Here is a 19677-nt window from a genome sequence, read left to right as displayed (position 1 = left end):
CTTTTTGCCTCTTAGCGGTCAATACTGCCGAACACGATGTCTTGCGTACCGATGATGGTCACGGCGTCGGCAATCATGTGTCCACGCGCCATTTCGTCGAGCGACTGCAAATGGGCATAGTCGGGTGCGCGCAGTTTCATGCGATACGGCTTGTTGGCGCCGTCGGACACCAGGTAAATGCCGAACTCGCCTTTCGGATGTTCGACCGCGCTGTAGGCTTCGCCCGGCGGTACGTGGAATCCTTCGGTAAACAGCTTGAAGTGGTGAATCAACGATTCCATGTTGGTCTTCATGTCGACGCGGCCCGGAGGCGCCACCTTGCGGTTGCTGGTCATGACAGGACCCGGATTGTTGCGCAGCCACTCGACGCACTGCTTGATGATGCGGTTCGACTGGCGCAGCTCTTCCACGCGCACCAGATAGCGGTCGTAGCAATCGCCGTTGGTGCCCACAGGAATGTCGAAGTCCATCAGGTCGTACACTTCGTACGGCTGCTGCTTGCGCAAGTCCCACTGCACGCCCGAGCCACGCAGCATGGCGCCGGTAAAGCCCATTGCCAGCGCATCTTCGGGCGAGACCACGCCGATGCCGACGGTACGCTGTTTCCAGATACGGTTATCGGTCAGCAAGGTTTCGTATTCGTCGACGTAAGTCGGGAAACGGCGCGTGAAGTCTTCGATGAAGTCCAGCAGGGAGCCCTGGCGGTTTTCGTTCAGCTTGGCAATCGCCTTGGCGTTGCGGATGATCGAGGCCTTGTGCTGCGGCATTGCATCCGGCAGGTCGCGGTACACGCCGCCCGGACGGTAGTATGCCGCGTGCATGCGCGCGCCCGACACCGCTTCGTAGCAGTCGAACAGGTCTTCGCGGTCGCGGAAACAATACAGGAACGGGCCCATGGCGCCGACGTCGAGCGCGTGCGCGCCGAGCCACATCAGGTGGTTCAGCACGCGGGTGATCTCGTCGAACATCACGCGGATATATTGGGCGCGCAGCGGCACTTCCAGGCCCAGCAGCTTCTCGATCGCCATCACGTAGGCGTGCTCGTTGCACATCATCGACACATAGTCGAGACGGTCCATGTACGGCACCGATTGCAGGTAGGTCTTCTGTTCGGCCAATTTTTCGGTGGCGCGGTGCAGCAGGCCGATATGAGGGTCGGCACGCTGGATGACTTCGCCATCGAGCTCGAGCACCAGACGCAGCACACCGTGCGCGGCCGGGTGCTGTGGCCCAAAGTTCAGGGTGTAATTCTTAATCTCAGCCATTATTTCATCCCGTAATGTTCTTCGCGGATCACGCGCGGCACGTTTTCCCGCGGCTCGATCGTCACGGGCTGGTAAATCACGCGTTTCTGTTCCGGGTCGTAGCGCATCTCGACATAACCGGAAACCGGGAAGTCCTTGCGGAACGGATGGCCAATGAAACCATAGTCGGTCAGGATGCGGCGCAAGTCGTTATGGCCTTCGAACAGAATGCCCAAAAGATCAAACGCTTCGCGCTCGTACCAGTTGACCGAACGCCAGATGTTCACCACCGATGGCAGCAGCGGCATCTCGTCGTCGGGCGCGAACACGCGCACGCGCACGCGCCAGTTGTGCTTGACCGACAGCAAATGCGAAACGGCCGCGTAACGCAGCCCGGTCCAGGTGCCGTCGCCATAGGTCAGGTAGTCGACGCCGCACAGGTCGAGCATTTGCTCGAAATGCAGGGTCGGATCGTCGCGCAAGGTCTGCATCACGGCCAGGTAGTCCTCGGCCTTGACGACCAGCGTGACTTCGCCCAGCGCAACGCTGGTGCTGACGCGTTCGCCCAGGGCAGTGCCGAGGGCGTTTTGCAATACTTCTAAATGTGTTGTCATAATCTGAAGCGGCCCGGTTAGCGTGCGATCGTGCTGGTACGCTTGATCTTGTTCTGCAGTTGCATGATGCCGTACAGCAGCGCTTCAGCTGTCGGAGGGCAGCCGGGCACATACACGTCAACGGGAACGATGCGGTCGCAACCACGCACCACGGAATACGAATAGTGGTAGTACCCGCCGCCATTGGCGCAGGAACCCATCGAGATGACCCAGCGCGGCTCGGCCATCTGGTCGTAGACCTTGCGCAGTGCCGGTGCCATCTTGTTGCACAAGGTGCCTGCAACAATCATCACGTCGGACTGACGCGGCGATGGACGGAACACGACGCCGAAGCGGTCCATGTCGTAGCGGGCTGCGCCCACGTGCATCATTTCGACCGCACAGCAGGCCAGACCGAACGTCATCGGGAACATCGACCCGGTACGCGCCCAGTTGATCAGCTTGTCGGCCGAGGTGGTGATGAAACCTTCGCTTAATACGCCTTCAATAGCCATGGCTTATTCCCAGTCAAGGGCACCTTTCTTCCAAATGTACCAAAATCCGACCACGAATTCGGCGATAAACACCATCATCGTGACGAAACCGGCCCAGCCCAGGTCGCGCATTGCCACGCCCCATGGGAAAAAGAATGCCGTTTCCAGATCGAACAAAATAAACAGGATTGCAACCAGATAGTAGCGCACATCAAATTTCATGCGCGCGTCTTCGAATGCTTCGAAACCACATTCGTACGGGGAGAGTTTTGCTGCGTCAGGCCGGTGAGGACCCAGGATGCGGCCCAGGACCTGGGGCGCGATGCCGACACCAAGGCCGACAATAATAAACAGCAGGACGGGGAAGTAATTTTCGAGGTTCACGATTTGATGAGCTTATATTGAACGATCGGTTAAATGAGGACGCCGCGATGATTTGCAGCGTATCTAACGCACGATCCCAATCAGGGCTACGATCAGGATCGAACGACACATCCTCGTAAAAAAAGCCAGCAACTTTGAACGAGCCATGGCTCGTGCGCCGTTGCTGGCTTCTGATTTCTGGTGCCGACGACGAGACTCGAACTCGTACAGCTTTCGCCACTACCCCCTCAAGATAGCGTGTCTACCAATTTCACCACGTCGGCGGTAAGGCCCGTATTCTACTCCGCTTTACTGTCAAAGTTAATACACAAATGCATTAAATACGGATTAAAAACGATAAATTTTTACAGCTAATGACTCTGTACTGCTTTTTCCTACCGCACTGCTAAAACATTGAGCAATATTCTGCCCGTAATGAGAATTACTCTCGACCAGCACGCCAAATTATTTTGGAATCGTGTTTGCCGGCGTTTCGGCAGCTGGCGCAGCCGGCACGGTTGCCGCTGGCACGCCTGTCGACGGCGCCACTGGCGCGGCCGGAGCGGCACCAGGAATGGCGCCAGCGCCGGTCACTGGCACCGGCTTGACAACCTTGTCCATCACGCCGCCGCCCACTGTGGTTGCGCGCTGGTTGGCCATCAGCGACAGCGCCAGGGTGGCGCCGAAAAAGATGGCGGCGGCCACGCCGGTCGACTTCGACATGAAGTTCGACGAACCCGTGGCACCGAACAGGCTGCCGGACGCGCCGGAACCGAATGCGGCGCCCATGTCGGCGCCCTTGCCATGCTGCAGCAATACCAGCGCAATAATCGACAAAGCGGACACTACCTGTACCACGACTACCAGATTGAACATCATGTTCATTGCAATTCCATTCTTAGTTTAAAGTAATTCAATCAGCGGCGTGAATAATCGCCAGGAAATCCGCCGCCTTCAATGCCGCCCCACCGATCAGACCGCCATCGATATCCGGCATTGCCATCAATTCTTTTGCGTTCTCCGGCTTCATGCTGCCGCCGTACAGGATCTGCACGCCGGCGGCCGCTACCGCATTCTTTGCCGCCAGATGGCCGCGCAATAACTGGTGCACTTCCTGCGCCATTTGCGGCGTGGCCGTCTTGCCCGTGCCAATCGCCCAGACCGGCTCGTAAGCCAGTATCAGTTTCGCCACGTCGTCCGCTTGAATCGCTTCGAGCACCGCATTCAATTGTTTGGCCACCACGGCGTCGGTCTGCCCTGCTTCGCGCTCGTCGAGATGCTCGCCGACGCAGACGATGGGCGTGATGCCCGCCGCCAGCGCGGCAACCGTCTTGGCCGCCACTTGCGCGTCGGTCTCGCCATGGTAGGCGCGGCGCTCGGAGTGCCCCAGGATCACGTAGCTGCTGGCAAAATCCTGCAGCATGGCTAACGAGACTTCTCCGGTGTAGGCGCCGCTGGCGTGCGCGGAAACATCCTGCGCGCCCCAGGCCAAAGCTGAGCCTGTCAATTGCGCCTGGCACTGCGCCAGGTAAGGCGCTGGCACACAGACAGCGCTGGCGGCGCCATCGGCGGCCAAACCAGCAACTATTTCAGACAATAACACCGCGTTCGAGGTGCGACTGCCGTTCATTTTCCAATTTCCGACGACGAGTTTGCGACGCATAGTAGCCTAAATTTTAATAACCCGTCATTCTAACGCTACCTCTGTTGGCGGTCAAACCGCCAGCTGCTGCTTTCAAGCAACTTGCAACATGATCTTGCCGATGTGGGTGCTCGCTTCCATCAGTGCATGCGCCTCGTTGGCCTTGTCCAATGGGAAGGTTTTATAGATCACCGGCTTGATCTTGCCCGCTTCGATCAGCGGCCAGACGGTCTCGCGCAAATGACGCGCCACGGCAGCCTTGAATTCCACAGACCGCGGACGCAAGGTCGAACCGGTCACCGTCAGGCGGCGGCGCAGCAAGGTGCCCAGGTCCAGCTCGGCTTTCGTACCGCCCTGCACCGCGATCAGGCCGATACGGCCATCGTCGGCCAGGCAGGCGATCTCGCGCGGCAGGTAGTCGCCACCGACCATGTCGAGGATCACGTCAACGCCTTTGCCGCCGGTGAGCTCCTTGACGACGGCAACGAAATCTTCGGTACGGTAATTGATGCCGCGCTCGGCGCCCAGTGCCTCGCAGGCGCGCGCTTTTTCATCGCTGCCTGCCGTGGCGAACACGCGGTGGCCCAGCGCGCTGGCCAACTGGATCGCCGCCACGCCGATACCCGAGCTGCCACCTTGCACCAGCAAGGTATCGCTGCCGGACAGCGCGCAGCGGTCGAACACATTGCTCCAGACGGTAAAGAAGTTTTCCGGCAAGGACGCGCCCTCCAACGCCGTCAAGCCTTTCGGCAGCGGCAGGCACTGGCCAGCCGGTGCGGCGCAATATTCGGCATAGCCGCCGCCCTGCACCAGCGCGCAGACCAGGTCGCCCACCTTGAAAGCGGTACCGGCAAAATCGCCATCGACGATCTCGCCCGCCACTTCCAGGCCGGGCAGGTTGGAGGCGCCGGCAGGAGGCGCGTATTTGCCCAGGCGCTGCAGCACGTCAGGGCGGTTGATGCCGGCCGCGTGCACCTTGATCAGCAATTCGCCGGCCTTCCATTGCGGCTGCGGCCGTTCGGCGATTTTCAGGACATCGGAGGGGCCGGGCTGGCTGATTTCAACTGCGCGCATGGCAAGGCTCTTTCAAAGGGAAAGTGCGATTGTACGCCAAGCTTGCGCGCCTTGCAGACACCGGTCCACGAAGCGACTTAGGCCAGGCGCGCCTATTCTGCGCCGGTTTTCGAGGTGCGCGGCAAGGGCGTGCCGGGCTTCCATTTCGCCGACAGCGCCTGCCCTTCCTCCACCTGCTCGTGCGTCATCTTGCGCACCACGGCGGCACGCTGGTCGGCCGCGTTGGCAGACCCGTTGGCCGCAGCCAGGTTCCACAGCATGTAGGCGATCACGTTGTCCTGCTGCACCCCGCCCATTTGATAGCGGTACATCAGGCCCAGCACCTGTTGCGCTTCGGCATGGTTCTGCTCGGCCGCCTTGCGAAACCAGACCACGGCCTGCTTGTGATCCTGCAACACCGCGTTGCCCGTATAATACATGGCGCCGACCACATATTGCGCATCGGCCTTGCCCTGGTCGGCCGCCTTGCGGTGCCAGAACATGGCCTGTTTATAGTCTTGCGGCAAGCCGCGGCCCATGTAATACATCAGGCCCAGCAAATGCTGGGCGTCCGCACTGCCGGTCTTGGCAAGCGGTAAAATCTCCTTGTAAGCCAGGGCATAATTCTTGTTGTTGTAGGCACTGGCGCCTTCGGTAAAGCCGGCCCGTGCGCTCTGCTGGAAAGCCAGCAGCACGAGTAGTGTAATGATCAGTTTTTTCATCGGAATGGGATGGGGTCTGACTGCTTTTTTCTTGTCCTGGCTGCGCAGCGCGGCGCAGTCTGCTTATTATTTCCTTATTATTTCCAGCTGACTTTGCCAAGGCCGTCGACGCTGACATCGCGGTTGGCCGGCTTGCCATACACCACTACCGAACCGAGTCCGCTCAGGCTCAGCTTGGCATTGCTGCGGGCATTGACAATCGCGTTGCCCAGGCCGCTCAAGTCCAGATTGACCGCATCGGTCTCGAATTGTTGCGCATTCAAGCTGCCCAGGCCGCCCAGGGACGCCTTGAGCACCCTTCCGTGCCCGCCCAGCACCACCGAACCGGCCCCTTGCAGGTCGAGTTCGGCCTTGTCGTTATTGCCGATCCACAGTTGCATGCTGCCCACGCCACCGAGGGTGGCGCGCAATTTACGGTAGTCGCCCACCACTTTCACGCTGCCCGCCCCTTCCAGCGACAAGGTCAGCTCGTCACCCGTAAAACCGGACACGTCGGTGCTGCCGAAGCCTTCCGAGCTGACTTCGCGCAGATTGGGCAAGACCAGGTCGGCGCGGATCGAGCCCGGATTGAGCTTGAAGCCACGCACTTCCGTTTCGATATGCAATGTGTCGCCGCTTTGCGCCGTGCTGATGTCGGCGATATAGCGCTTGTCGGCCGTGATGCTCAGCGACGCGACATTGCCCTGGCGTATGCGTACTTCCATCACGCCATCGAGCTTGACACGCACCACGCGCGCATCGACGGTGCGCATTTCCAGGGTTCGCGGTTCGGCGGACACGCCGCGCAGCAGGCCAAAGGTGGCCAGGAAAGCCAGCGCAAAGTGCAGGGTTTTTTTCATCGTATTCCTCGGTATCTTGTTTTTATGTGCGACGGCAAGCGGCCACTCTAGCAGCGGCAAATATTGCTGGCAATCACTTATGCGAAGAAGGCTTTTTCAATAGCCGTGAGGCGCTTGGCCTTGACCTGCACGATATGCGCGTCAGGCACGTTGGCGGCGGAGGTGGATTGCATGCTCGAATGCGCCACTTGCAAGGTGGGCGCAGGCGCGGTGGGGTAGCAGCTGGCGCCGAGCAGGACGGCGGCGGCGATGACGATGGCTTCCATGTGTTTGGCGACGTTCATGTTGATCTCCTCGGGGTGTCTGGCATTGGTTGCGGTATGTGATCACTATAGCCATACCGCCTGCGCCAGACACGCCGATTGCGACGAACTGCAATTTTGGCGGCATGGCCGGACAAAATCGCCGATGAGCGCGCAAAAGCCAAGAGCGCGCAAACATTCGATCTACATCAGAACTCTTCCCATTCGTCGGCGGCAGGTTTCGACGCCTTCAGGGGTTTCGCTGCACGGGCGGCAGGCAATACCTTGGCCACGGCGGGACGCGCCCTGACGACAGGCGGCACTGGCGTGGCAGCGACCGTATCGCCCAGGCGGAACATGCCGACCGCCTGCGCCAGATCGACCGCCTGCTCCTGCAGGCTTTCGGCGGCAGCGGCCGCCTGCTCCACCAGCGCCGCATTTTGCTGCGTCATGGTGTCCATGTGCGTGACGGCCGTATTGATCTCGCCGATGCCGGCGCTCTGCTCGCGGCTGGCCACCGTGATCTCGCTCATGATGGCGGCCAGTTGCTGCACCGACGCTACCACCTGGCTCATGGTCTGGCCCGCTTCATCGACCAGGCGCCCCCCGGCGCCGACTTTTTCAACCGAATCGCCGATCAGCTCCTTGATCTCCTTTGCCGCCCCGGCCGAGCGTTGCGCCAGATTGCGTACTTCCGAGGCCACCACCGCAAAGCCACGGCCCTGCTCGCCGGCGCGCGCCGCTTCCACGGCCGCATTCAGCGCCAGGATATTGGTCTGGAAAGCGATGCCGTCGATCACGCCGATAATATCGACGATCTTGCGCGAGCTTTCCTGGATGCCGGCCATGGTGCCCACCACCTGCTGTACCACCGCGCCGCCCTTGGCGGCCACTTGCGAAGCGGACACGGCCAGCTCATTGGCCGCATGCGCGTTTTCCGCATTCTGCTTCACGGTGGAAGTGAGTTCATCCATCGAGCTGGCGGTTTCTTCCAGTGCGCCGGCCTGCGCTTCCGTGCGCGACGACAGGTCGGCATTGCCGGCCGCGATATCGGCCGACTCGCTGCGCACCAGGGCGCTGATGCTGCGGATCTGCACCAGCACGGTGGCGATCTTTTCCACGAACAGGTTGAAGGCCTTGGCGATCTGCGCCAGCTCGTCCGTGCCAGTGGCATCGAGGCGGCTGGTCAGGTCGCCGTCGCCGGTGGCGATCGCATCGAGCGCGTCGCGCACCAGGCCCAGGCGGCGCAAGGCGCGCGCCACCATCACGGCCAGCACGCTGGCGGCCAGAATCAGCACCAGCAAGGCCGTCAATGCCGAGGCGCGCAACATGGCCGACAGCGCCTGTGTCGCTTCGGCGCGGTCCAGCACGGTCGCCAGCAGCCAGTCGCTGCCGGGCACTTTACTGACATGCAAGATGCCGTCGCGCTCGCCCAGGCGAATATCGGCGCCATCGCCGCTCTTTTCGATATCGGCCAGCGCCTGCGCCGTCAGTTTGCTGTCAAGGTCGGACAAGGGTTTGAGGGTCAGCTTGCCGTCCGGATGGGCAATGATCTTGCCGCCGCCATCGACCAGAAAGGCGTAGCTCGCTGGCGTCGGCTTGATCGAGGCGACGTTCTGCACCACCATGTCCATCATCACGTCGGCGGCCAGCACGCCCGTCACGCTGCCCTTGCCACCAAGTGCTTCGGCAAACGTCACCACCAGCTTGCCGGTGCTCGCGGCGATATATGGCGCCGTGATGACAGGGGTGCCCGCATCGGCTGCGAGCTTGTACCAGGGGCGCGCCGTGGGATCATAGTCGGCCGCGCGCTTGCGTTCCTGCGAGAAGACGGCATGCTTGTCGGCAAAGCCGATATAGGCCATGTCGAACATGCCGGCCTGCTCGGCAGCTTTCAGCGATGGCAACGGATCGGCGTCTTGCGCACCGAGCTTCATCGATCCCACCACGGCCTGCTTGGCGCGCAGCCATTCCCCAATCGCGGCTGCATGGCTGTGCGACAGCTGCAACATCTGCGTATCGAGCGCGGCCAGGGTACTACTGCGGGTGGTGAAAAAGTTGGCGATGGCGACAGCCAGCATGGCCAGCACGACGATGGAAACGGCGATCGCGATCAAGCGCGCCTTGAGGGAGGACAACATGGGGCATCCAATAAAAAGGAAATCAAAGGGGATGCGCCATCGTCAGCGATTACTATTTTGCCGTCAAGAAATACCGACTCTCGATTACCGTGAAACAACAAAAATAACGATAAAAAAACCGCCAGGGCTTGCGCGCTGGCGGTTTTGACAAGCTTGCCGGGCTAGCCCGGCGCTGCTTGATACTATATTTGATACTGACTATTACGCTGCTGGCGCTTCGCCTTCGGCAGCTTTCATCGACAGTTTCAAACGGCCGCGGTCGTCGGTTTCCAACACCTTGACGCGGACCAGCTGGCCTTCTTTCAGGTAGTCGGCGACGGCATTGACGCGCTCGTTGGCGATCTGCGAGATGTGCAGCAGGCCGTCCTTGCCTGGCATGACTTGCACGATGGCGCCGAAGTCCAGCAGTTTCAACACGGTGCCTTCGTAGGTCTTGCCCACTTCGACCGAGGCGGTCAGCTCTTCGATGCGGCGCTTGGCTTCCTGGCCGGCAGCAGCGTCGACCGAAGCGATGGTGACCACGCCTTCGTCGCTGATGTCGATCTGGGTGCCGGTCTCTTCGGTCAGCGCGCGAATCACGGCGCCGCCCTTGCCGATCACGTCACGGATTTTTTCCGGGTTGATCTTGATGGTGATCAGGCGCGGTGCGAAATCGGACAGTTCGGTTTTCACGTGCGGCATGGCTTTTTGCATTTCGCCCAGGATATGCTCGCGGCCTTCCTTGGCTTGCGCCAGCGCCACTTGCATGATTTCCTTGGTGATGCCCATGATCTTGATGTCCATCTGCAGCGCGGTGATACCGTTGCGGGTACCGGCTACCTTGAAGTCCATGTCGCCCAGGTGATCTTCGTCGCCCAGGATGTCGGACAGCACGGCAAACTTGCCGCCTTCCTTGATCAGGCCCATGGCGATACCGGCCACGTGCTCTTTCATCGGCACGCCAGCGTCCATCAGTGCCAGGCAGCCGCCGCACACCGATGCCATCGACGAGGAACCATTCGATTCGGTGATTTCCGACACCAGGCGCACCGAGTAGCTGAACTCTTCGGCGGCTGGCAAGGCGGCGATCAGCGCGCGCTTGGCCAGGCGGCCATGGCCGATTTCGCGGCGTTTAGGGGTGCCGACACGGCCGGTTTCGCCGGTGGCGAACGGAGGCATGTTGTAATGCAGCATGAACGAATCGGTAAATTCGCCCATCAGCGCATCGATCTTCTGGCTGTCGCGGGCGGTGCCCAGCGTTGCCACGACCAGCGCCTGGGTTTCGCCGCGAGTAAACAATGCGGAACCGTGGGTGCGTGGCAGCACGCTGGTGCGGATCGAGATCGGACGCACGGTGCGTGTGTCGCGGCCGTCGATGCGTGGCTCGCCGTCCAGGATCTGGGTGCGGACGATTTTCGCTTCGATGTCGAACAGGATGTTGTTGACTTCAGCGCTGTCGATCGATGCGCCGCCGTTGGCAGCCGCTTCGGCCGTCAGCTCGGCGATCACTGAAGAAGTAGCCGATTTCAGCTTGGCGGTACGTTCTTGCTTGTCCTTGGTCTGATACGCATCATTGATCTTGGCGCTGGCGAAATGGGCCACGCGTGCGATCAGTGCTTCGTTTTTCGGCGCAGGCGCCCATTCGACTTCCGGCTTGCCGCCGTCACGCACCAGCTCGTGGATCGCGTCGATGACAACTTTCATCTGGTCATGGCCAAACACCACGGCGCCCAGCATGATTTCTTCGGACAGCTGTTTCGCTTCCGATTCGACCATCAGCACGGCCGTTTCGGTACCGGCGACAACCAGGTCCATTTCCGAGGTTTTCAGCTGCTGCACCGTCGGATTGAGGATGTACTGGCCGTTGGCGTAGCCGACGCGCGCGGCGCCGATCGGGCCGTTGAATGGCACGCCCGACACGCACAGGGCGGCCGAGGCACCGATCATGGCGGCGATGTCCGGATCGATTTCCGGGTTGACCGACAGCACGTGAATGATGACTTGCACTTCATTCAGGTAGCCTTCAGGGAACAAAGGACGGATAGGACGGTCGATCAGGCGCGACGTCAGGGTTTCTTTTTCGGAAGGACGGCCTTCACGCTTGAAAAAACCGCCCGGGATTTTACCGGCAGCGTAAGTTTTCTCAACATAATCTACTGTCAAAGGGAAGAAATCCTGGCCTGGCTTGGCATCTTTGCGTGCCACCACGGTTGCCAGCACGACGGTATCTTCGATCGACACCAGCACTGCGCCGGATGCCTGGCGTGCGATCTCGCCGGTTTCCAGGGTCACTTGATGTTGACCGTACTGGAAGGTTTTCGTAACTTTATTAAACATGGGGTATCCCTTTTCTATTTGCCGACAGATTTTCAGGGGCTGTCGTTCACCTCACCACAGGCGGCGGAGTCACACTTGCCGCCTTTGCTATTTTGCTTTTAAAACATGGTCATCCGCATAGAATACTGTATCTACGGGAATAAATTCGGAATTTCAAATGACAAAATGCCCGCGACAGCGAACTGGCGCAGGCATTTCTGTATAAACCTTGTACGGCAAAAATTACTTGCGCAGACCAAGTTTAGCGATCAGGTCACGATAACGGGTAGCGTCTTTGGCCTTCAGGTAGGACAACAGGCTCTTGCGACGGTTGACCATCATGATCAGGCCGCGGCGGGAGTGGTGATCTTTCGAGTGGGCTTTGAAGTGGCCGTTCAGTTCGTTGATACGAGCGGTCAGCAGTGCAACTTGCACTTCAGGGGAGCCGGTGTCGTTTTGACCACGTGCGTTGTCCGCGATGATAGCGGCTTTGTTGATGTTCTCTACTGTCATGATAAACCTTTCACATGCGGTGCACAGAGTCTGAACCCTATCCACCGTGAACTACGATTAAAAAAACTGGCTTGAGCTCAAACCAGACGCGCAAGTATATCGGAAAAACGCCTGCCTGTATCCAGTCGTGCGCGCTTTTCTCGGTGCATGATAGGATTTTCCGGTCTTTCGGAGTCGAACCATGAAAAAAGCATTCAAAATAGCAACGCTTCTACTACCCCTGGCGCTGGCAGCCTGCGCCAATATGGGTGGGCCGCCGCCACAGCCGGGCGAATCGCGCGCCGCCATCGAAGCGCGCCTGGGTCCACCGACCAATATCTACCAGTTGCCCGACGGCCCGGAACTCGAATACGCCACCGGGCCGTATGGCCAGAGCACATGGATGGCCCGCTTCGGCCCCGACCAGCGTTTGATTTCCTACGAACAGGTATTGGATGCGCCGGGCTTTGCGCGCGTGAAGATCGGCGTCTCGACCCAGGAGGATGTGCTGCACCTGCTGGGCCGGCCAACCGAGAAATCGTACCTGGCACTACCCAAGCTCTACGTATGGTCGTACCGCTACAAGGAGTCCGGCGTGTGGGATTCGATGATGCACGTGCATTTCGACCAGGCCGGCATCGTGCGCCAGATGATGAATGGGCCAGATCCGGACAAGGAGGAAAGAAGGTTTTTCTGGTAATACATACTGTTGCCTTGTTTACATATGTGACAAAATGTAAGTTTCCAATCGACAATTACTCGTTCGACCAGGAACTTGCGGCGGTTTGACATGAAAGTCCGCCATTCACATTGCATACAAGGAAGCATATGCCGCATCACCAGCACCTGCAGCGCCGCTCGCATGGCCCTGCCCACATCAGCTTTACTCTCACCGTCCTGCTGGCCTCCCTGTTGAGCGCCTGTGGCGGTGGCGGTGGGGGCGAAGCACAATCTCCCGTCACGCCACCGGTGGTGGTGACGCCGCCGGCCAGCAGTGCTCAGACGGCGCTGTCAATAACGGCAAATAATGCCGAGGCGGCAAGCGTGCTGGCATTCAGCAACGCCGCGATAGCGCTGGCCGCGGCGCAGATGACCATCGATCTGGCGGCGACGGCAACTTCCAGCAGCTCCCTGACAAAGCCCTGCGGCAGCAACGGCTCCCAAACCATCATTTTCAGCGACAACGATGGCAACGCCCGCGTCAGCGCGGGCGACAAGCTCGTTGTTACCTACGCTTATTGCTACTCAAAGGAACTTGACGGGATTGTCGACGGCACCATGAGTGCAACATTTGCCACGCCAGCCAATGGCCAGCAGCTGAGCGGCACCCTGAGTTTCTCGCCCGGCTTTGGCGACCATACGTCGATACCGCGTGAAGAACTTGGCGGCAGCCTGCGCTTTGACTATGCCAGCGGTGAAGTGTCGAAGCTGCTGCGCGTCTCTTCCGACGTGCAGGCCTTTAACATGGTGTATACAGATGGCGCCGTCACCAAAACCGACATCATCACGGCGCTCGATGCCCAGCATGAGCTACGCATCGATACGGCGCGCGCCACCACCAGCATGCGTTACCGGCTGGCCAGCAATCTTCTGGGCGGCAGCATTGATGTCAGCACGACGACGCCATTGCGCTCCTGGTTTGACACGCTGCCCGACGCAGGGGAGCTGACGGTGACAGGAGCCGGCAACAGCAAGGCAAGCTTGCGTGTCAATCCCAATCCGGCCATGAACAACTTCAATGTGCTGTTAGGCGACACGGTCGTCACCTCCCTGCCCTCGTCGGGCACGGGCTATTTGTGGAGCAGTGGCTCCTGGCTGGCGCAAAACGCCAGCCTCGCCTCCTATACCACCAAGCCCGATCTGCCCGCCAGCTTCAAGGTCTTGATTGAGCCGGATACGGCCAATATGGCGCCCAACGGCGCCCTGACATGGACTTATACCCGCACTCTGGGAACGCCATTGCTGCGTGACGCACAGTTCCGCGAGGTCGGCAGCGGTTTTGTCAGCATTCCAGGCATTGTCAGCCAGAATGGCGCAATGCTGACAGTCAAGCCGGCCAGCCAGTTGAAGGCGGGCGCCACCTATAACCTGGTGTTCGATCGCATGGCGCCGGATTCGGTACGCGACAACGCAGGCAATGGGCTGTCTACCCCGTTCGGCACGGTCGAAGTCAAAGTGAAGCGCACCATCAGCGCCAGCATCGACATGCTGGATAGCCCCGCTTTATTGCTCGGTCCTGGCGCGACACTGACCGTTGATGCCAGCAAATCATCGGCCAATGGCAGCCCCGTCAGCAGCCTGCAATGGCGACAACTATCCGGACCAGCGCTGACCATCGCCAATCCCGCCGCCGCGCGCCTGACCTTGTCGACCGCCGCCCCGGCCAAAGGTGTGGCGGTCATCGAATTGACGGTAAGCAATGCTGCGAATGAGACAGACAAACAGCAATTCAGTATCGATGTCCTGACAGACCTGTCGACAGCACTGGTCTTCAGCTACAGTAGCGGCAATGGCAAGGTGACAATTGACAGCAATGCCGCCACCGCCGCGCCTCCCTATGCGCGATATGTCGCCGACATCAATGCCATCGATATTGGGTCGACCAAGACCATGCAGCGACTCTTGCTGGGATTGCCTGGCACGCTACGCTGGCAGGCGGGACTGTCCGCCTCTTTTGGAACAGGCAACAGCGATGGCGTCAGCGGCCGCTATCTCGGCGAGTACAGCTGCTCGTCTTCCAACGGCAACTTCCGGGTCCTTGATTTCGCCCTGGATACGGCCGGCAATCTTTCCAAGGTCGCGATTGACCTTGATGAAAATTGTGCAGGCGGCACAGTCAATAAAGTGTCCATACGCTACGGCAGCGATATGCCTTTGCGCAAATAAGAAACAGGCGCCGCGATGCCAGAAGCATGGGCGCCTGTATCAAGCGATGGGTCGGACGGTGAGCCAGCGCCCACCGTCCGCATTAATGCTCGTGATCGGTCTGCACAATGCTGACCGGCTTGCCCTTGGCCATGCGCCAGAAGAACACGGCATAGCCTGACAGGCCATACGCAACAAAGATCGGGAACAGCACTTTCGGCGGATCGATCGAGATCAGCGCGAAGAACAGCGCCAGCAGGAACACCACGATGAACGGTACCGACTTGCGGAAGTTGACGTCCTTGAAACTGTAGAACGGCACATTGGTAACCATCGTCAGGCCAGCGAACAGGGCAATCGCCCACGAGACCCAGGCCAGTTGATTGCCTGCAAACTGCAGGTCATTCATCATCAGGATAAAGCCGGCCACCATGGCTGCCGCCGCCGGGCTGGGCAAGCCCTGGAAGAAGCGCTTGTCGACTACCGCGATATTCGTGTTGAAGCGGGCCAGGCGCAGCGCGGCGCCGGCGCAATACACGAAGGCGGCCAGCCAGCCGAGTTTGCCCATGCCTCGCAGCGACCATTCATAGATTACCAGCGCCGGCGCGGCGCCGAACGACACCATGTCGGACAGGCTGTCGTACTGGGCGCCGAACTCGCTCTGGGTATTGGTCAGGCGCGCGATGCGGCCATCGAGGCCGTCAAGGATCATGGCGATAAAGATGGCCCACGCCGCATGTTCGAATTTCTGGTTCATGGCCATCACGATGGCGTAGAAACCGCAGAACAGGGCCGCCGTCGTAAAGGCATTCGGCAACAGGTAAATACCACGGCGGCGCAAGGTTTTCTTGCCTGCGCCATCGGCCGGTGGCACCCGCACGAATTTACTGAAGCGCGATGCCTTCGATGTTGCCGGGTTGCCGTTCTTGCCTCGACGACGGGGGAAGTTTGCCATGTTGATCCATTTCTTGTGTGCTGCAGGGTAATCGGAACCGAAAGGCGCACCTGCTTCGGTGCGCCGGTATTGCCATTATAGAGGAGACAAGGCCAAAGAAAAGCCGTGCTGCGCCAGCAGGCTTTACTTGAATTTCACCTTTGCCACCAGGCCCAGGCTCAAACTGGTTTCACCCGGCTCAAAGTTCGGCTCTTCCACCTGCACGCCCTCGCTTTTCGGCGCGGCGCGCAGATTGGCCGAGCCCGTGACATTGAGGCGCTGCGCATAATTGCCCGAGCCTTCGAAATCGATGGTCTCGATCACCGCGTCATTGACATTGCGGCCCATGGTGCCGGCAATCGACGTCACGCGCTGGTTCAGGTTTTTATAGGCGGCCACGATGCGTTCATCGTCGAGCTTGCGGATAGTCTCGGGCGCCAGGCCAAAGTTCAGGCGGTTCAGGGTCAATACCGCCTGCGCCGCCGCCACCGTTTTCGGCAAGGCGGCCAGGTTGGTGGTTTTCACCTGCAAATACTGGCCCACGCGCCAGCCGGTTGGCAGCCTTGGTTTGGCCACGCTGCCGGCCGGCAAGGGCGTCGCTTCCGGGTACACGGCATAGGTGTAATAGCCCTGGGTTTTCAGCACGGCCTGCGGATCGGCCTTTTTCACGATGGCCACGCCCTGGTTCATCTTCTGGTTCACGCGCGAGGCGGCCGCCGCCTTGTCCTTGTCCTGCTCCTCGATCGCCAGGGTAATGATCACCTGGTCATTCACATGCACCACTTCGCCACTGGCAGGCACCACCACCAGGGTGCCGGCGGTGGGCAGGCCTTGCGCGTGGACGGTAACAGCGGTGGACACAGTCGCGGCAAACAGCAGCGATTTCAGGACAGTCATGAAAAACCCTTTCAAATGGTGGCGGCAAAAACAATCATGGGGCCAAATAGCCCCATGATTTTTTAGTAAGTCATTCTAACGTGGAAATATTTACTTTGTCGCCAATATCGCCATGCCGAAATTATTTGAACTTCACCTTGCCCACCAGGCGCATGTCGAGCGTGGTTTCGCCCGGCTCGAAGCTTGGTTCGGCCACCTGGCCATCATCGGCCATCTTGCTGCGCATCATCATCGGCGCGGGGGCGGCGGCGCGGCTTTCGCCAGCGTAATTACCGGAGCCTTCGAAGTCCACCGTATCGAGCACGGCGTCCGACACGTTGCGACCCATGGCGCGCGCGATCGAGGCGATGCGCTCGTTGAGGTTTTTATACGTGGCGGCAATGCGCTGGTCGTCGAGCAAACGGATGGTTTCCGGCTTCAGGCCGAAGTTCAGGCCGTTCAGGGTCAGCACGCCCTGGGCGGCCGACACGGTTTTCGGCAGGCTGGCCAGGTTGGCGGTCGTCACTTCCAGGTACTGGCCGACGCGCCAGGCGGTCGGCACGCGCGGCTTGGCCACGGCGCCGGCTGGCAGCGGACGGTCTTCCGGATACACGGGATAGGTGTAATAGCCGTACGATTTCAGCACCGCCGACGGATCGGCCTGCTTGACGATGGCGACGCCCTTGTTCATCTTCTGGTTGACGCGCGAGGCGGCGGCGGCCTTGTCCTTGTCCTGCTCTTCGATGGCCAGGGTGGCGACCACCTGGTCATTGGCATGCCTGACCTCGCCAAAGGCGGGCACGACCACCAGGGTGCCGGTAGTCGGCAAGGTTTGCGCCTGGGCGGAAAGGGCAACGGTGGCTGCGGCGGCAACAAGTACGGATTTGATCATGGGTACGACTCCTCGGTGGTTGGCTGCAAACAGGGTCTGTATAGCCCTGTTGCTTATTGAACTAGCCTGATTCTAACGTCCACAAATTTGCCGTGGCGCAAATTAACAAATCGTCACACTTTGTCTCCGCTGCTCACATCCGGACACACTTTAGTGGCCTGCAACAACCCCACCCGTGCGACGGCCCGGCTTGAAGCTGCGGCGCGCCATGCAGGCGGTCGCCAGCGCCGCCAGCAGCAGGCCCAGCATCACCCATGGGAACGCCGTCACGCCATGGGCGTCGAGCAGCATGCCGCCCACCATCCCGCCGCCGGCAATCGCCACGTTCCAGATGGTGGCCACCATCGCCTGCGCCACATCCATGCCATCGCCCGCCGCGTCCGCAGAAGCCGTCTGCAACAAGGTGCCGGCGCCGCCAAAGGTCACGCCCCAGACCGCCATGCTGATATAAATGACAGCAGGGCTGTCCATGCCGATGCCCAGCGCCACCACGACCAGCGCAAACGCACCGATGCTGCCCAGCACCAGCTTGCGCAGCCAGCGGTCGATCAGCCTGCTGATCAGCCAGATGCCGGCCAGCGAACCCACGCCATACACCAGCAGCACCAGGTCAATACGCGCGCGCAGTCCCGACGGCGCCAGGAACGGTGCGATATAGGTGTACAGAATGTTATGCGCCAGCATCCAGGCAACGATCACCGCCAGGATGGGCCGCACGCCCGGCGTCATGAAGACCTGGCGGATGCTCAGGCGCTCGCCGCTCTTCTGGCCCGGATAATCGGGCACGGCCACCAGTATCCACGCCACCAGGATGATCGCCAGGCCGGACATGATGCCAAAGATGCTGCGCCAGCCCAGCACGCCACCCATCAAGGTGCCCAGCGGCACGCCCAGCGACAGGGCCAGCGGCGTGCCGATCATGGCGACCGCCATCGCCCTGCCCTGCTGCGCCACGCTGACCATGCGCCGCGCGTAGCCGGCCATCAATCCCCAGGCCAGCCCGGCGGCCATGCCGGCCAGGAAGCGTGAAACCAGCGCCACCATGTAATTGGGCGCCAGCGCGGTGGCGGTATTGAACACCAGGAAGCCGACGACGGCCAGCAACAGCACCTTGCGGCGGCGCCAGCCGCTGGTCATGGCGGTCAGCGGAATCGCCGTCAGGATCGAGCCGATCGCAAATACCGTGACGAGCTGGCCGGTCATGACTTCGGATATGCCGAGGCCTTGAGCAATCTGCGGCAGCAAGCCGGCCGGCAGGGTTTCGGCCAGGATGGCGATAAAGCTGGTCATCGCCAGCGCCAGCAAGGCGGCCAGCGGAAAGCGTTGCGAAATGGAAGTAGCAGCAGGGCCTGAAACAGGCACTGTGGCGGTCAAACGGTCAGTCATGTGAATACCTCGGGTTGCGCAGGCGGCGTTTAAAAGAGCCTGGCGTGCTCGCCTGGAGCGGTAATGCGCGTTGCGGTCGGCAGAAACCGAAACAGATGCAGTTGCGAGCGCAACTGCAAAGGAAGGGCGGAATTCTACAGCAAACGCACCAAAAGCGTGCGCACGAAAAACAGTCGTGCTCAGGCCGCCATCATCGAGGCATCATTGGCTGCCTTGCGCGGCGAAAACCAGGCATTCGATTTCGGACTGAACAGGACGGCGCAAATCACTGCAAATGTGAGTGTGCCAGGCAGGACGACGGTTTTGTCGGGCACGGTTGCCAGGCTGATGGCGATGTCGATCACGCCCCACGCCACGTAGATCATGCGCGCGCCACGATGCCTTTGCAGCATGGCCACCGCAGTTGCCAGGGTGATGCCCAGGCTGGCCAGCAAAATCGCGTATTGCGCCTCGACGGGAATCGCGCTGCGCGCCATCCACGCCAGCATGGCGGGATCGTTGCGGCCCAGCCAGGCCGTCACCAGCGACGACAGCGAACCGAAGATCAGAAACCAGCAACTGATGGCCAACACCACAGGGCGCTTGACGAGATGAAGGTTTCCAA

The 19677-nt window shown here is 60.4% G+C and carries 20 protein-coding genes and 1 tRNA gene; 2 read left to right on the top strand and 19 right to left on the bottom strand.

Annotation, left to right across the window (positions count from 1 at the left end):
- Nucleotides 1-11: 11 nt before the first annotated feature.
- The 14 genes from AC0Z42_RS07160 to rpsO form a co-directional block, all read right to left on the bottom strand.
- A complete protein-coding gene (locus tag AC0Z42_RS07160) occupies nt 12-1265 on the bottom strand; it encodes an NADH-quinone oxidoreductase subunit D (RefSeq protein WP_065310655.1) in 1254 nt (417 codons plus the stop codon).
- On the bottom strand, nt 1265-1858 hold the full coding sequence (locus tag AC0Z42_RS07155; RefSeq protein ID WP_485467542.1) for an NADH-quinone oxidoreductase subunit C: 594 nt from the start codon (nt 1856-1858) through the stop codon (nt 1265-1267). The genes AC0Z42_RS07160 and AC0Z42_RS07155 overlap by 1 nt, the downstream gene beginning before the upstream one ends.
- Nucleotides 1859-1875: 17 nt before the next feature.
- Complete coding sequence (locus AC0Z42_RS07150) at nt 1876-2352, bottom strand: NuoB/complex I 20 kDa subunit family protein (RefSeq protein WP_010399733.1); 477 nt, start codon at nt 2350-2352, stop codon at nt 1876-1878.
- A 3-nt stretch (nt 2353-2355) separates the two neighbouring features.
- Nucleotides 2356-2715, bottom strand: a complete 360-nt coding sequence (locus tag AC0Z42_RS07145; RefSeq protein ID WP_485467541.1) for an NADH-quinone oxidoreductase subunit A — start codon at nt 2713-2715, stop codon at nt 2356-2358.
- 178 nt (nt 2716-2893) lie between these two features.
- A tRNA-Leu gene (locus tag AC0Z42_RS07140) sits at nt 2894-2978 on the bottom strand.
- A gap of 181 nt (nt 2979-3159) precedes the next feature.
- Nucleotides 3160-3579 (bottom strand): preprotein translocase subunit SecG, encoded by a 420-nt coding sequence (gene secG, locus AC0Z42_RS07135; RefSeq protein WP_485467540.1) that lies wholly within the window; start codon nt 3577-3579, stop codon nt 3160-3162.
- Nucleotides 3580-3607: 28 nt separating this feature from the next.
- Nucleotides 3608-4357, bottom strand: coding sequence for a triose-phosphate isomerase (tpiA, locus tag AC0Z42_RS07130; protein WP_485467539.1), 750 nt, complete (start codon nt 4355-4357; stop codon nt 3608-3610).
- A gap of 72 nt (nt 4358-4429) precedes the next feature.
- The gene (locus AC0Z42_RS07125) at nt 4430-5410 is read right to left on the bottom strand and encodes an NAD(P)H-quinone oxidoreductase (protein WP_485467538.1); all 981 of its coding nucleotides are present in this window, start codon (nt 5408-5410) and stop codon (nt 4430-4432) included.
- 92 nt (nt 5411-5502) lie between these two features.
- On the bottom strand, nt 5503-6111 hold the full coding sequence (locus tag AC0Z42_RS07120) for a tetratricopeptide repeat protein (RefSeq protein WP_485467537.1): 609 nt from the start codon (nt 6109-6111) through the stop codon (nt 5503-5505).
- A 77-nt stretch (nt 6112-6188) separates the two neighbouring features.
- The gene (locus AC0Z42_RS07115; RefSeq protein WP_485467536.1) at nt 6189-6950 is read right to left on the bottom strand and encodes a GIN domain-containing protein; all 762 of its coding nucleotides are present in this window, start codon (nt 6948-6950) and stop codon (nt 6189-6191) included.
- A 77-nt stretch (nt 6951-7027) separates the two neighbouring features.
- Nucleotides 7028-7234, bottom strand: coding sequence for a hypothetical protein (locus AC0Z42_RS07110; protein ID WP_485467535.1), 207 nt, complete (start codon nt 7232-7234; stop codon nt 7028-7030).
- Nucleotides 7235-7401: 167 nt separating this feature from the next.
- Nucleotides 7402-9333 (bottom strand): methyl-accepting chemotaxis protein, encoded by a 1932-nt coding sequence (locus AC0Z42_RS07105; protein ID WP_485467534.1) that lies wholly within the window; start codon nt 9331-9333, stop codon nt 7402-7404.
- 201 nt (nt 9334-9534) lie between these two features.
- Nucleotides 9535-11649 carry a polyribonucleotide nucleotidyltransferase gene (gene pnp, locus AC0Z42_RS07100; RefSeq protein WP_485467533.1) on the bottom strand — a complete coding sequence of 705 codons (2115 nt, stop codon included), beginning with the start codon at nt 11647-11649 and terminating at the stop codon, nt 9535-9537.
- A 222-nt stretch (nt 11650-11871) separates the two neighbouring features.
- Nucleotides 11872-12141, bottom strand: coding sequence for a 30S ribosomal protein S15 (rpsO, locus tag AC0Z42_RS07095; protein ID WP_010399743.1), 270 nt, complete (start codon nt 12139-12141; stop codon nt 11872-11874).
- 181 nt (nt 12142-12322) lie between these two features.
- Here rpsO and bamE point away from each other — a divergent pair, with 181 nt between their 5' ends.
- Nucleotides 12323-12820 (top strand): outer membrane protein assembly factor BamE domain-containing protein, encoded by a 498-nt coding sequence (bamE, locus tag AC0Z42_RS07090; protein WP_485467532.1) that lies wholly within the window; start codon nt 12323-12325, stop codon nt 12818-12820.
- 128 nt (nt 12821-12948) lie between these two features.
- Nucleotides 12949-15006, top strand: a complete 2058-nt coding sequence (locus tag AC0Z42_RS07085) for an Ig-like domain-containing domain (protein WP_485467531.1) — start codon at nt 12949-12951, stop codon at nt 15004-15006.
- 82 nt (nt 15007-15088) lie between these two features.
- Here AC0Z42_RS07085 and pssA read toward each other — a convergent pair whose 3' ends face one another.
- The 5 genes from pssA to AC0Z42_RS07060 all read right to left on the bottom strand — a co-directional run bounded on the left by pssA (nt 15089) and on the right by AC0Z42_RS07060 (nt 19645).
- The gene (gene pssA / locus AC0Z42_RS07080) at nt 15089-15940 is read right to left on the bottom strand and encodes a CDP-diacylglycerol--serine O-phosphatidyltransferase (protein ID WP_485467530.1); all 852 of its coding nucleotides are present in this window, start codon (nt 15938-15940) and stop codon (nt 15089-15091) included.
- A 123-nt stretch (nt 15941-16063) separates the two neighbouring features.
- The gene (locus tag AC0Z42_RS07075) at nt 16064-16816 is read right to left on the bottom strand and encodes an SIMPL domain-containing protein (RefSeq protein WP_485467529.1); all 753 of its coding nucleotides are present in this window, start codon (nt 16814-16816) and stop codon (nt 16064-16066) included.
- Nucleotides 16817-16937: 121 nt separating this feature from the next.
- Nucleotides 16938-17687, bottom strand: a complete 750-nt coding sequence (locus tag AC0Z42_RS07070) for an SIMPL domain-containing protein (RefSeq protein WP_485467528.1) — start codon at nt 17685-17687, stop codon at nt 16938-16940.
- A 150-nt stretch (nt 17688-17837) separates the two neighbouring features.
- Entirely contained in the window at nt 17838-19073 is a 1236-nt protein-coding gene (locus AC0Z42_RS07065; RefSeq protein WP_485467527.1) for an MFS transporter, read from the bottom strand.
- Nucleotides 19074-19252: 179 nt separating this feature from the next.
- Nucleotides 19253-19645: a hypothetical protein gene (locus AC0Z42_RS07060; RefSeq protein ID WP_485467526.1), complete on the bottom strand. Its 393-nt coding sequence runs from the start codon at nt 19643-19645 to the stop codon at nt 19253-19255.
- Nucleotides 19646-19677 lie beyond the last annotated feature (32 nt).

It is taken from the genome of Janthinobacterium sp. 1L-D-8-B-C4 (assembly GCF_057291295.1).
Note: the sequence above shows the minus strand (reverse complement) of the source record. Positions and strands in the feature narration are given on the sequence as shown.